Source organism: Gottschalkia purinilytica (assembly GCF_001190785.1).
Classification (GTDB): Bacteria; Bacillota; Clostridia; order Tissierellales; family Gottschalkiaceae; genus Gottschalkia_A; species Gottschalkia_A purinilytica.
Window position 1 is genome coordinate 1 of sequence record NZ_LGSS01000027.1, and the last position, 13,522, is coordinate 13,522.

The following is a 13,522-nucleotide window of genomic DNA, read 5'->3' on the forward strand; positions in this document are numbered from 1 at the left end:
GATATTATGTAGATACAGTAGGAAGAAATAAAAAGGCAATTGCAGAGTATATAAAAAATCAAATGCAAGAAGATATAGCAGGTGATCAAATAAGTTTGAAAGAGTTTATAGACCCGTTTACGGGTGAAGAGGTAGCCAAAGGGAAGAAAAAATAACCCCTTAAGGGGTGCCCTGAAAAACTATAGCAGTTGGCAAACCTTTCAGGGTGTCTTAAGACACAGCAAGTAATATGCCCTTATAGGGCTGAGCAAACCACCCGTTTGACGGGTGGTCATGATTAAGGTATTATCATATTATAGAGATTTCTTTTAGGATATGTTATAAGTAAATGCTATAAATCACAGTTTAGAATAAGTAACATATATTAAAATAACAATATTCAAGATTATAAATATAAAGTTAAAATATATAGATAAATAAAGTAGCGATATTCAGATAGTCATACTAAGATTGATATAATACTAGCTAAATATTAAAATTATATTTTAATCTAGAAAGCTTAAATTTATCATGGGGATATAATTAAATTACAAAAAATATAGATATATATTCTTTATACACATTTGTCATAATATTTTTTATACTCGGCAGGAGATACTTGAGTATATTTTTTAAATATAGTTGAAAAATAATTTTGATTTTTAAATCCACATAAATCTGCTATATAGCACATTGAGAAGCTAGTGGTAGATATCAATTCTTTTGCTTTTGAAACTCTTAAATAATTAATAAAATAAGTAAATTTCATTCCTGTTTTTTTAAAAAAGAGACTTGATAAATAATTTTTAGATACGTGAACTACTCTAGCAACGGCGTCTAATGTTATAGGAGTATTTAAGTTATTTTCTATATATTCAATAGCGTTGTTAATTAAAGCATTTTCACATCCATAATGAGATTTTTTTAGAATTTCACAATAGTTTATTATAGCTTTTTTTCCGATTTCTATAATTTTATATATGGAATTTTCTTGTTCGATATAAAGAATGTATTCATTACATAAATTTTTGAGGTTAAAGCATTTATCTTTATTTATGCTCAAAGTTCTACTTAAAGAAACCAAAAGACATATCATATGGTTCTTTAAAGAACGTGTATAAAAACCACATCCTAAATCTTTAAAGTCGTTATTAGAAAAAAACTCTTCATAAGCCGTAAGGGCTCCTTTAATATCATGAGATTTAAGTTTTAAAGCTATTTTTTCTTCCATTATAAATTGAGAGTAATTCATATTACATACATTGCAATTCATAATAGTTTCCTCCCTTGATAAATTTAATAATTATTTATAAAAAATAATGTAATATTTAAAAGTATATGATGATTATTAGTAGTATAATGTAATGAAAATGATAATCAATATTATTAACTATTATAACATAAATAATATAATATCTGAATTATTCACTTGTATGTTTTTTTATTTATTTATAAGGAGGAATTTATAATGAAAAAGTTAACAATTATTTATTGGAGTGGTACTGGAAATACGGAGGAAATGGCAAAATTAATAGAACAAGGAGCAAAAGAAGGTGGTGCTGAAACTAGATTAGTAAATGTAAGTGAGGCTACTATAGAAGATGTAGAACAAGCGGACATAGTAGCATTAGGATCACCTTCTATGGGAGCAGAAGTAATAGAAGAACAAGAAATGGAACCATTCGTAGAATCGATAGAAGGTATAGTAAATGATAAAATTGTTGGATTATTTGGATCCTACGATTGGGGAACAGGAGAATGGATGGAAAATTGGGTAGAAAGAATGAATGGATGTGGAGCAAAAGTAGTAGGAGATGGATGCATAGTTAACTTATCACCAGAAGGTGAAGAAGCGGAAAAATGTAAAGCATACGGTAAAAGCTTGACAGAGGTATAGATTTTAAGAGGTGAGAAGATGGAAGATTTAAAAATTAATTTTTTTAGAAAACTAAATAGTATGAGTGAAATTGAATATATGGAACACTTTATTACCTATTTAATTTCTCCAGTTATAACAGGTATAAAGCCATCTTCCACAATAACATTAAGTAATTCTACGAAAAACATATATGAAATCTGGAATCTATATGGAGAAAAATTTTTAAATAAGTTTGGCTTAGAAAGCTTAGTATTAAAGAAATTTCCTGAAGGAGCAGTAATATTAATTTATAACAGGAAAGTTTTAGAACAGCATATATTTATAAATGAAAATAAAGAGTTTTTATGTGAACTAGGATATGGTAAAGATTTGACATTAAAAGATTGCTTATTATGCCTAAAGCATAAATTTGAGCAAGTATCTTTTCCACATGAAAGTGGTATATTTCTAGGAATCCCAATAAACGATGTAAAAGGATTTATAAATAATAGAAATTGCTTGCTATGTGGATATTGGAAAGTATATGATGACTGTGAAAAAGCTAAGGAAATATTCAAGCTTTACGACAAGTCTAAAGAAATAATTTTAACGAATATATTAAAAGGAGAAAACTTGGAGCTAATGATAAAGAGTATTAGCAACATATATACAGATCAGTTACGCTACATTAGCTAAAAGAGTGCTTTTAATATAATATAATATAATTTTAATAGAACCCTTTTCTATATATGGTTAGTATATTATATATAGAAAAAGGGTTTTTTATTTGAATATAATACTAGAAGTCAAAATAAGTTTTAATATAGAAAATTAAAATTTAAATTATAGAAGAAGAAACCTAGATTAAGGAACGATAATTAAGAAATCTTGTCAAGTTTTGACATCTATATTAAACTCTTATATAATTTTAAAGGATATGATTTTTGACATTGTAAAGGAGGAAGGTAACTTTAATGAATCTAGTAGAAGGAATTGTAAATTATGTAAATGATATATTCTGGGGTAAAAATATATTAGCAGTACTATTATTACTTGCAGGAATATATTTTACGATTAAGACAAGATTCTTGCCATTTAGAAAATTTAAAGAAATGATAAGAGTAATAACTGAAAAGAATACTATAAGTGATGACGGAGAAAGTATATCGTCATTTCAGGCATTTTGTGTTTCAACAGCATCAAGAGTAGGAGCAGGAAATCTAGCAGGGGTAGTAGCAGCAATATCAATAGGAGGACCAGGGTCAATATTCTGGATGTGGATAGTAGCATTGGTAGGATCATCATCAGCATTTATAGAATCAACATTAGCTCAAATATATAAGGAAAGAGATCCAGTAACAGGAGGATATAGAGGGGGCCCAGCCTATTTTATGGAGAAAGCTCTTAATAAAAGATGGATGGGAGTATTATTCGCTATATCAGGACTTATATGTTGGGCAGGAGTAAGTCAAGTAATGTCAAATACAATGACAGAATCGATATATAATATATTTAAAATTGATAAGCTAGTAATCATTTCAATATTAACTGTATTAGGAGCAATAATTATATTTGGTAAAAAAGATAAGATAGCCAAAGTTTTAGAAAAGCTAGTACCAATAATGGCTACATTGTACTTAGTAGTAGTTATATTCATAATATTAAAGAATATAACATTAATACCTAGAGTAATTTTAGAAATAGTTGAAAATGCTTTTGGAATAAAACAAGCAGTAGCTGGAGGTATAGGTATAGTAATAAGAGAAGGAGTAAAAAGAGGATTATTTTCAAATGAAGCAGGAAGTGGAAATGCACCATGTGCAGCAGCAGCGGCAGATGTATCTCACCCAGTAAAACAAGGACTTATACAATCACTTGGGGTATTTGTAGATACACTTTTAATATGCAGTGCCACAGCATTTATAATATTATTAACAGATAAAAGTGTAACAAAAGGTTTAGTAGGTATGGAACTATTACAAAAATCTACAGAATATCACATAGGAAGTATTGGACAATACTTTATAGCAGTTATATTATTGCTATTTTGTTTTAGCACTTTTTTAGGAATACTATATTATGCAAAACCAAACATTGCATTTTTATATGATAAGAAGATAGGACAAGAGATATATAAGGTATTTGCATTAGTAATGTTTTTTTTAGGTGGATTAAGTAAATATAACTTCGTATGGGCTTTAGCAGACTTTGGTCTGGGATTAATGACAATTATTAATTTATGTGCAATAATACCTCTTTCCAAGATTGCTATAGAATCTTTAAAGGATTATGAAATGAATCATGAAAAAAAGAAGAAATCTAAAATTATTTAAAGTTGTTTTTATATAGAATACTTGATGTTTCTTGATTAATAAAAGAGTTTCAATCTGTATGGACTTGGAACTCTTTTATTAGAATATATAACCATTTAATTTTTCATAAGAACGATGGACTTTTGACATTGATAAGTAATTTTCATATAATCTTATGGTGGACAATACTTATATTATAGTAGGAAATTTGTAGGAAGGTAGGGTTTATTTTGTTAGGATTTTTAGAAAAAGTTATAATTGGTATTAATGATTTACTCTGGAATAAGCACATTTTAGTAGTAATGCTTTTATTCACTGGAATGTATTTCACGATTAAAACAAGATTCTTGCCATTTAGAAAATTTAAAGAAATGATAAGAGTAATAACTGAAAAGAATACTGTGAGAAATGATGATGGAGAGAGTATATCATCATTTCAAGCATTTTGTGTTTCAACAGCATCAAGAGTGGGAGCAGGAAATTTAGCAGGAGTAGTAGCAGCAATATCAATAGGAGGACCAGGGTCAATATTCTGGATGTGGATAGTAGCATTGGTAGGATCATCATCAGCATTTATAGAATCAACATTAGCTCAAATATATAAGGAAAGAGATCCAGTAACAGGAGGATATAGAGGGGGCCCAGCCTATTTTATGGAAAAAGCTCTTAATAAAAGATGGATGGGAGTATTATTTGCTATATCAGGACTTATATGTTGGGCAGGAGTAAGTCAAGTAATGTCAAATACGATGACAGAATCAATATATAATATATTTAAAATTGACAAGCTATTAATTATTTCAATATTAACTGTATTAGGAGCAATAATTTTATTTGGTAAAAAAGATAAGATAGCCAGAGTCTTAGAAAAATTAGTACCGGTAATGGCTACATTGTACTTAGCAGTGGTTTTATTTATAGTATTAAAAAATATAGCAGTATTACCTAAAATGTTATTAGAAATAGTAGAAAATGCTTTTGGAATAAAACAAGCAGTATCTGGAGGTATAGGTGCAGTAGTTATGCAGGGAGTAAAGAGAGGACTATTTTCAAATGAAGCAGGAAGTGGAAGTGCACCATGTGCAGCGGCAGCAGCAAATGTGTCTCACCCAGTAAAACAAGGACTTATACAATCACTTGGGGTATTTGTAGATACACTTTTAATATGTAGTGCTACAGCATTTGTAATGTTGTTAGCAGATAAAAGTGTAACAAAAGGTTTAGTAGGTATGGAACTATTACAAAAATCTACAGAATATCACATAGGAAGTATTGGACAATACTTTATAGCATTTATATTATTATTATTTTGTTTTAGTACTTTTTTAGGAATACTATATTATGCAAAACCAAACATTGCATTTTTATATGATAAGAAGATAGGACAAGAGATATATAAGGTATTTGCATTAGTAATGTTTTTTTTAGGTGGATTAAGTAAATATAACTTCGTATGGGCTTTAGCAGACTTTGGTCTGGGATTAATGACAATTATTAATTTATGTGCAATAATGCCTCTTTCTAAAGTTGCTATAGAATCTTTAGAGGATTATGAAATGAATCATGAAGGTAAAAAAAAATTTAAAATTTAAATGTATATCATTTTAACATACAATTAAACTAAAACAGCAAGGTAATTTTACTTTGCTTTTTTAGTTTAATTTATAACAACGATTATGAACTGTATCCGTTTATATAATAATAGATAATCAAATACTAAAGTAATTTGTTAAATTATTTAATCTTTTTATATTAAATTAATAACTTACAATGAAACTTTAAATCCTTATATCTTGACGATTAACAGGCTTTTTTGCTAACATTTATTTAGATGGTTGTATAAATATATAATTAGAGACTTATTTTAAATAAAGAGAGGTGATATAATGAATCAAGCATTTAAAGCACTATCTGATCCCACTAGAAGAAAAATATTAGAACTACTTAAAGAAGGAGATATGACGGCAGGAGAAATAGCAGAACACTTTAAAATAAGTAAGCCATCCATTAGTCATCACTTAAATCTTTTGAAAAATGCAGATTTAGTTCTTTGGGAAAAGGAAGGTCAAAATATTATATATTCATTAAATACTACGGTTTTTCAAGAGATTATGAAATGGGCGTTTGAATTTATAGAAGGGAGACATAGTGATGAGTAAAGAAAATAATAAAAAAATTAGACTAGATATTATTATAGTAACAATAAATATTATATCTATTTTAGGGACTATTTTTATTTATAATAAACTTCCAGATAAAATAGCTATGCATTGGAATTGGGCCGGTAATCCTGATAGATTTGAATCTAAATCAATGATATTTTTAATAGCTTTTCTTCCGATGATAATATATATATTAATGAAAGTTTTTCCCAAGATTGATCCTAAAAAAGAATCATATAAAAAACATGCAAAGGCGTATAATATATTTATAGGATATACGACACTATTTCTCCTCTCAATTCACTGGAGTACAGTCCTGTATGCATTAGGATATAATGTAGATATATCATTAGTAGTTAAAATTGGAGTTGGGATATTATTTTTAGTTATTGGAAACTATATGTCTCAGATAAGACAAAATTACTCATTTGGAATAAAAATTCCTTGGACTCTTGCAAATGAAAAAGTGTGGAGAAAGACTCACAGACTAGGGGGATACTTGTATATAATATCAGGTTTACTATTTATTATATCAATATTTTTAAAAGGTAAAATAGCACTTTATTTACCACTAGGATTCGTGATTTTATCATCTATAGTTACATTTATTTATTCTTATATAATTTATAAAAAAGAGACTGAATAAATAGTATTATGAATTTTCTAATTGATTATAAATAAAATGGGTAAAAAGAGTATAAATGAATTTAAGAAAATAAACTAAGGGTTAACAAAATAGAGAGGTGTAAAGTAAGTGAAGTTAAAACAAGGACTTATTCAAGTATATACTGGAAATGGGAAAGGAAAAACAACAGCAGCCATTGGTCTTGGTATAAGAGCTTTAGGAAGAGGTTTGAAGGTGTATATGGTGCAATTTCTTAAAACTAGTGATACTGGAGAGCTTCATGTAATAAAAAATCTTGATGGATTTGATATATTTAGATTTGAAAGACCTAGAGGATTTTTTTGGACTTTATCTGATAGTGATAAGATAGAACTTCAAAAAGATATAGATAAAGCAATGGAATTTGTAAAAGAAACAATAAAAAATAATTCCTGTGATTTATTAATATTAGATGAAGTTATGGGCGCTATAGGAAATGGACTTATAGATAAAAATGAGTTAATTTCGTTACTTAAAAGTAAGCATGAAAGTATGGAAATAGTTCTTACAGGAAGAAATGTTCCGCAAGAGATTGCAGAGATAGCTAACTATATAAGTGAAATAAATCCTGTAAAGCATTCTTTTGATGAAGGAATTCCTGCAAGAAAAGGTATAGAGTTTTAGTTTAGACAAATTAAGATATCTAAATTTAAATTATATTAATAGGTAGTAGCTTGTTAAGTATTTACGAATTCTGATACAGAATTATTTAACAAGCTACTATTTTATATTTATAATTCGTAATTTAAATTATTATATTTCAAATAAAAAAACTTTGATATATTGTATTAAGTTTTTATTAAATCGAAAACTAATTTTAAACTTTTAACTATATAACTGATTAATATATAAGAAATTTTTGTTATAATTTAAAGTATAAGAGACGAATAGTTTAAATGTATTTGGGGGATTAATATGTATACTTTAGAAGAAATTAAAACATTTGTTTATGGGTGCAGAAAATGTCAATTAAATAGTACAAGAACTAATGTTGTATTTGGAGAAGGAAACCCTAAAGCAGATATAATGTTTATTGGAGAGGGTCCAGGATATAATGAAGATGTTCAAGGTAGACCTTTTGTTGGAGTAGCTGGGCAACTATTAGATAAGATGTTAAATGCTATAGGAATAGAAAGAGAAGATGTGTATATATCTAATATAGTAAAATGTAGACCTCCAAATAATAGAAACCCTTTAGAAGATGAGAGTAAAATATGTATAGAATATTTAAGATGGCAAGTTAAAATAATAGATCCCAAGATAATAGTTTGTCTTGGAGCGGTATCTGCTAGAAATATTATAGATTCTAACTTTAGGGTAACTAAGGATAGAGGGAAATGGTTCAAAGTAGGGAAATTTGATATTATTACAACATACCATCCAGCAGCAGTCTTAAGAGATGAAAATAAAAAAAGACCTGCATGGGAAGATTTTAAAAATATAAGAAAGAAATATGATGAAATATTAAGATAGTTTAAGAGTTTGTATTTATTTTAATAAAAGTACTAGAATAATATATAAAATTGAAAATAATTATTTAACATTTAAAATTATATATAATTAAACAAATGGAGTATATCATATAAATCTATGATATACTCCATTTGCTGATTAATACATATTTATTTAATTCCTTTTGGGTTTATTTCTTTATCCCATCGCTCAGTCCATCTTTTCATAGATTTATTCACATATTCCCAATCTACTGTTTTAAATTTTTTTATAGAATCTTTTCCGTAAATTACATCTTCAGATTCTTTAGGTGTTAGTTTTACATTTTTATTAGTTGGTGAATCTACCTTATCAAGAGCTTGAGCTTTTTGTACTTCTTCACTTAATATCCAATCTATAAATTTTTCTGCCAATTCTTTATTTTTTGTACCTTTTACTACATTGACTGTTTCCATTAAGGCATATGATCCTTCTTTTGGATCTATTCGTATTGCTTGTGAGACATTGTCTTTTACACTTTGAGCTTCAAAACTGTAAGAGTCCATAACTACAGTTTCACCCATTGAAAAGGTATTTATAGATTCAGAGGCTTTTTCATGAAACTTTAAGACATTTTTACTTAGTTCTTTCATTTTTTCAAAGGCTTTATCTTCGTCTTTTTTTATATCTACCCCAGCTTGTTCTGCAGCAATTAATAAAAGAAATGGTCCACCTGCGTTTTTAATATCATTTAGTCCGATTTTTCCTTTTAGCTCTGGTTTCCATAAATCACTCCATGATGTAATTGGTTCTTTTATTTTATCTGGATTATATATTAATCCATAACTTGCTATAGTATGAGCAGGTCCATAGTCTTTTCCTAATGGTTCTTTAGCTATATCATAAAGATTTTCTATATTAGGTATATTTTTACGATCTATTTTTTCAAATAGTCCTTCTTCTATACCTTGCATTGCAAAGTAATCTGTAAGAATTATTATATCGGCTTTATTCTTTTTTTCTCTTATTTTATCAAGTCTATTAATATTATTTCCAAGCTCAAGAACTATTTTTACATTATATTTTTTTTCAAACGGAGTAAAAACATTCTTTCTAAATGTATCTTCAACAAACTCATGTGTAGATATAACTAATGTTTCTTTATTTTTATCATTAATAGTTTGGTTACTTTTAGCTTGGCATCCTGATAATCCTAATGTCAGGACTAAGGAAGCTAAAATAATTGAGCTTATTTTTTTTCCTAGTTTTCTCATGTTGTCCTCCTTGCATTTTTATGTAATTTTTTACAATTAATTTATTACTTATAATACCATATTTACAAAAATATTCAATATATATTAATATAGTTTGTTTTTTAATAAATTTCTCAATATAAAGGATGAGTTTAATTATAATAGTACTTTAACTGTTAGACGTGAGGAGGATGTTCAAGGAAGATCTTTTGTTGGAGTAGCTGTATAGCTATTAGATAAGATGTTAAATGCTATGGGAATAAAAAGAGAAGATGTGTATATATCCAATTATAATAAAATGTAAACCCCAGAAATAAAATTCTGCTTACTAATTAAAGAAATGGAGTATGCCATATAAGTCTATGATATACTCCATTTGATAACAATATATTTTTAATTAAATTCCTTTTGGATTTATTTCTTTATTCCATCTTTCAGTCCATCTTTTTTTAGACTTATTTATATATTTCCAATCTACTGTTCTTAATTTTTTTATGTTCTCTTCTCCATAAACTACGCCTTCAGTTTCTGTAGATTCTAGTTTTACATTTTTATTAGTTGGTGAATCTACCTTATCAAGAGCTTGAGCTTTTTGTACTTCTTCACTTAATATCCAATTTATGAATTTTTCTGCTAATTCCTTATTTTTTGTACCTTTTACTATATTGATAGTTTCCATTACTGCATATGAACCTTCTTTCGGGTCTATCCATTTTGCTTCGGGTATGCTTTGTTTCATAGTATCAAGAAAAAAACTGTATCCATCTGTAATTGTTACTTTATTTTGAGTGAAAGAACCTTCTATCTCAGAATTTTTATTGTAGAATGTTTCAACATTCTCACTTAATTCTTTCATTTTCTCAAAGGCCTTATCCTCATCTTTTTTAATATCAACTCCCGCTTGTTCTGCGGCAATCAATAAAGGAAATATCCCTCCTGCAAGGTTAATATTACTTAATCCAATCTTTCCTTTAAATTCTGGCCTCCATAAATCTCCCCATGATGTAATTGGCTCTTTTATCTCATTTGGGTTATAAATTAATCCATAACTTGCTATCGTATGTGATGGGCCATAATCTTTTCCCAATGGTTCTTTAGCTATGTCGTAAAGATTTTCTATATTAGGTATGTTCTTGCGATCTATTTTCTCAAATAATCCATCTTCTATACCCTCCATAGCGAAATGATCTGTAAGAATTATTAAATCAGGTTTATTTTCTCCTTCTCTTAATTTATTAAATCTATTATAATTATTACCAAGTTCAAGAACTATCTTTACATTATATTTCTTTTCAAATGGATCAAAAACATTTTTTCTAAACATACCTTCAACCAAGTCATGTGTTGATATAACCAATGTTTCTTTATTTTTATCATTAATAGTTTGCTTACTTTTAGCTTGGCATCCTGATAATCCTAATGTTAGGACTAAGGAAGCTAAAATAATTGAGCTTATTTTTTTTCCTAGTTTTCTCATGTTGTCCTCCTTGCATTTTTATGTAATTTTTTACAATCAACTTATTACTTATAATACCATATTTACAAAAATATTCAATATATATTAATATAGTTTGTTTTTTAATAAATTTCTCAATTAATGTAGTAAAATTTAGTTGCTAAATAATAGAAAACTTTTAGGGAAGAAGAGGAAGATATTAATAGAATATTTAAGATAAAAAGTTAAAAATAATAGATAGTAAAATAACAGTCTATTTTGGAATTGTATTTATTAGAGATACTATAAATTTTAAATTTAAGATAACTAAAGATATATAAAAATAGTTTAAAGTAGAAAAGATTCATAACCCCTATATAATCAATAATATAAAATAAATAATGCTTTAATAATGTGCTGACAAACTAGCAACATTATTAAAGCATAAAATTTAGATGAACATTTATATTAAATTAAGCTTGTTACCATTTGACGTAAATAAATTAAACTAATTTTGAGTAAAACTCAACGATATAGGAATCTGTTATCTCTATAGGAACTTCATATCTTTCAGGTATTTTTACTAGTTTACCTGAAAAGTTATCTTTATCAATTTCTAAATAACTTAGAACAGTATTATTATCTTTAAAGCTTTCAGCAAATAAATTAACTTTTCTAGATTTTTCTTTTAAGCTAATAGAATCACCTACTAATACTTCATATGAAGGGATATTAACTTTAGATCCATTTACTAGAATATGACCATGTACAACCATTTGTCTAGCCTGACGAAGTGTAGAGGCAAATCCTATTCTATATACTATATTGTCAAGTCTTCTTTCTAGTCTTGAAACTAATGCTTCACTAGGATTCTTATCAGATTTAAAAGCTTCTTTTACATATCTTTTAAATTGTTTTTCTAAAATTCCATAATAAGCTTTTAGTTTTTGTTTTTCTATAAGCTGTTTACCGTACTCTGATATTTTATTTGTTGACTTAGCACCTCTTGAAAGTGCTTTAGGATGATTAAAAACATTTACACCAAATCTTCTTGCTACTTTAAATCTTGGACCCATAGGCCTTGCCATTAACAAGTTCCTCCTTAAATATTTGTATTTACGTGCCCACAGCCTAACACTATTATATAATAGGAACATAGATAAAGTAAAATTCAATTATAGGTTGATTAGCGTAAATATGGTTAAATAAACGATAATGATAATGATTTTCATTGAAAATTATAAAATTAAGAGTGATAGGAAATTTAGATACTAAATATATACCTGAATAGTTACTTTAACTAAAAACTCAATTAATAAAGCGACATATGGCATCATGTAAAGTATATTAAATTATATTTTGCATAGATATTATAAAGATAAAGTGGGGTATAATACTAATTGGAGTTTACTATATATTATTTGTATTTAAGTATAAACTTAAAGTTGTTGAATTATTTATACTATATATAAGATATAATATTTAAATGGTATATAAACAAACTATCTAAATAAAATAAGGAGAGATAAAAATTGAAAAAAACTAAACTACAAGAGTTAAATAAAACTATAAAAGATGCATTTAAAGAAAAAGATATTGTTTTAGGAAATGGGGATGAAAACAGTACTATCATATTAATAGGTGAAGCACCAGGAGCCAAAGAGGTAGAGCTTAAGGAACCATTTGTAGGGCAAGCTGGTAAACACTTAACAAAATTTCTAGAAATATTAAAAATAGATAGAAAAGATTTGTATATAACTAATACTGTTAAGTTTAGACCTACTAAAGACAGTGCAAAAACAGGAAAACCTATAAATAGAGCTCCTAGTAAAGATGAAATTAATATGTTTAAAGATTACTTATTTGATGAGATACATATAGTGAATCCTAAAGTTATAGTTACATTAGGAAATGTTCCACTAAAAACAGTATTACAAAATGAAGGGGCTACAATAGGGGAGTTACATGGAAAAGATATAGAAATTAATTTACAAGAAAAAGAATATTACTTATTTCCACTATACCATCCTGCTGCAGTTATATATAAACAAGACTTAAAGGAAACATATGAAAATGATCTTAGAAATCTATCAGAGTTTTTGGATAAGTTATTAACTAGAGTTTAATGAGTTTTAGATATAAATAAAACTTAGTTGTAAAATATCTATTGACTTTTATCGATTATTATGTGAAAATATAAATCCGATTTGTTATAAAAAATTTACTATATATCCATAGCATGATTATAATATGATATTGAGATATAGAAATAAAATTTATAAAGATCGAAAAAAGTTTTTAAAAAGTATTGACAAGTGGAAGTAAAATGTGATATAGTAAAGAAGTTGTCGCAAGACACAGAGAAAAATAAAAAATAAAAAAGTTCTTGACAAAGAACGACAAAGATGATAAAGTGATTAAGCAAGTT

13 protein-coding genes and 1 pseudogene are annotated in these 13,522 nt (G+C 27.1%); 10 read left to right on the forward strand and 4 right to left on the reverse strand.

Annotated elements, in window-relative coordinates:
• Positions 1 to 155, forward strand: a pseudogene (locus CLPU_RS15515) (IS200/IS605 family transposase); the annotation flags it as partial.
• A 398-nt stretch (positions 156 to 553) separates the two neighbouring features.
• Here CLPU_RS15515 and CLPU_RS15520 read toward each other — a convergent pair.
• Positions 554 to 1,252: a helix-turn-helix transcriptional regulator gene (locus tag CLPU_RS15520; protein WP_050378908.1), complete on the reverse strand. Its 699-nt coding sequence runs from the start codon at positions 1,250 to 1,252 to the stop codon at positions 554 to 556.
• 195 nt (positions 1,253 to 1,447) lie between these two features.
• On the opposite strand from CLPU_RS15520, the gene CLPU_RS15525 reads away from it, so the two are divergent.
• From CLPU_RS15525 to CLPU_RS15560, 8 genes are all read left to right on the forward strand, one after another.
• On the forward strand, positions 1,448 to 1,876 hold the full coding sequence (locus CLPU_RS15525; RefSeq protein ID WP_050378910.1) for a flavodoxin: 429 nt from the start codon (positions 1,448 to 1,450) through the stop codon (positions 1,874 to 1,876).
• 18 nt (positions 1,877 to 1,894) lie between these two features.
• Positions 1,895 to 2,533 carry a DUF3793 family protein gene (locus CLPU_RS15530; RefSeq protein WP_050378912.1) on the forward strand — a complete coding sequence of 213 codons (639 nt, stop codon included), beginning with the start codon at positions 1,895 to 1,897 and terminating at the stop codon, positions 2,531 to 2,533.
• A 278-nt stretch (positions 2,534 to 2,811) separates the two neighbouring features.
• Positions 2,812 to 4,170 carry an alanine/glycine:cation symporter family protein gene (locus CLPU_RS15535; protein ID WP_050378913.1) on the forward strand — a complete coding sequence of 453 codons (1,359 nt, stop codon included), beginning with the start codon at positions 2,812 to 2,814 and terminating at the stop codon, positions 4,168 to 4,170.
• A gap of 209 nt (positions 4,171 to 4,379) precedes the next feature.
• A complete protein-coding gene (locus tag CLPU_RS15540; RefSeq protein ID WP_050378916.1) occupies positions 4,380 to 5,741 on the forward strand; it encodes an alanine/glycine:cation symporter family protein in 1,362 nt (453 codons plus the stop codon).
• 294 nt (positions 5,742 to 6,035) lie between these two features.
• Positions 6,036 to 6,308 (forward strand): autorepressor SdpR family transcription factor, encoded by a 273-nt coding sequence (locus CLPU_RS15545; protein WP_050378918.1) that lies wholly within the window; start codon positions 6,036 to 6,038, stop codon positions 6,306 to 6,308.
• Positions 6,301 to 6,957, forward strand: a complete 657-nt coding sequence (locus CLPU_RS15550) for an SdpI family protein (protein ID WP_050378920.1) — start codon at positions 6,301 to 6,303, stop codon at positions 6,955 to 6,957. Before CLPU_RS15545 ends, CLPU_RS15550 begins: the two co-directional genes overlap by 8 nt.
• Before the next feature lie 108 nt (positions 6,958 to 7,065).
• On the forward strand, positions 7,066 to 7,599 hold the full coding sequence (locus CLPU_RS15555) for a cob(I)yrinic acid a,c-diamide adenosyltransferase (RefSeq protein WP_050378922.1): 534 nt from the start codon (positions 7,066 to 7,068) through the stop codon (positions 7,597 to 7,599).
• Between the two features lie 291 nt (positions 7,600 to 7,890).
• Positions 7,891 to 8,448, forward strand: a complete 558-nt coding sequence (locus CLPU_RS15560) for a uracil-DNA glycosylase (protein WP_097677587.1) — start codon at positions 7,891 to 7,893, stop codon at positions 8,446 to 8,448.
• 149 nt (positions 8,449 to 8,597) lie between these two features.
• Here CLPU_RS15560 and CLPU_RS15565 read toward each other — a convergent pair whose 3' ends face one another.
• From CLPU_RS15565 to rpsD, 3 genes are all read right to left on the reverse strand, one after another.
• Positions 8,598 to 9,680, reverse strand: coding sequence for an ABC transporter substrate-binding protein (locus tag CLPU_RS15565; RefSeq protein ID WP_050378927.1), 1,083 nt, complete (start codon positions 9,678 to 9,680; stop codon positions 8,598 to 8,600).
• Positions 9,681 to 10,056: 376 nt separating this feature from the next.
• Positions 10,057 to 11,136, reverse strand: coding sequence for an ABC transporter substrate-binding protein (locus tag CLPU_RS15570; protein WP_050378929.1), 1,080 nt, complete (start codon positions 11,134 to 11,136; stop codon positions 10,057 to 10,059).
• Positions 11,137 to 11,597: 461 nt separating this feature from the next.
• On the reverse strand, positions 11,598 to 12,182 hold the full coding sequence (gene rpsD / locus CLPU_RS15575) for a 30S ribosomal protein S4 (protein WP_050378932.1): 585 nt from the start codon (positions 12,180 to 12,182) through the stop codon (positions 11,598 to 11,600).
• 444 nt (positions 12,183 to 12,626) lie between these two features.
• Between rpsD and CLPU_RS15580 the strand changes: the two genes are divergently transcribed.
• Positions 12,627 to 13,220 carry a uracil-DNA glycosylase gene (locus tag CLPU_RS15580; RefSeq protein WP_050378934.1) on the forward strand — a complete coding sequence of 198 codons (594 nt, stop codon included), beginning with the start codon at positions 12,627 to 12,629 and terminating at the stop codon, positions 13,218 to 13,220.
• The last annotated feature ends 302 nt before the right edge of the window (positions 13,221 to 13,522 follow it).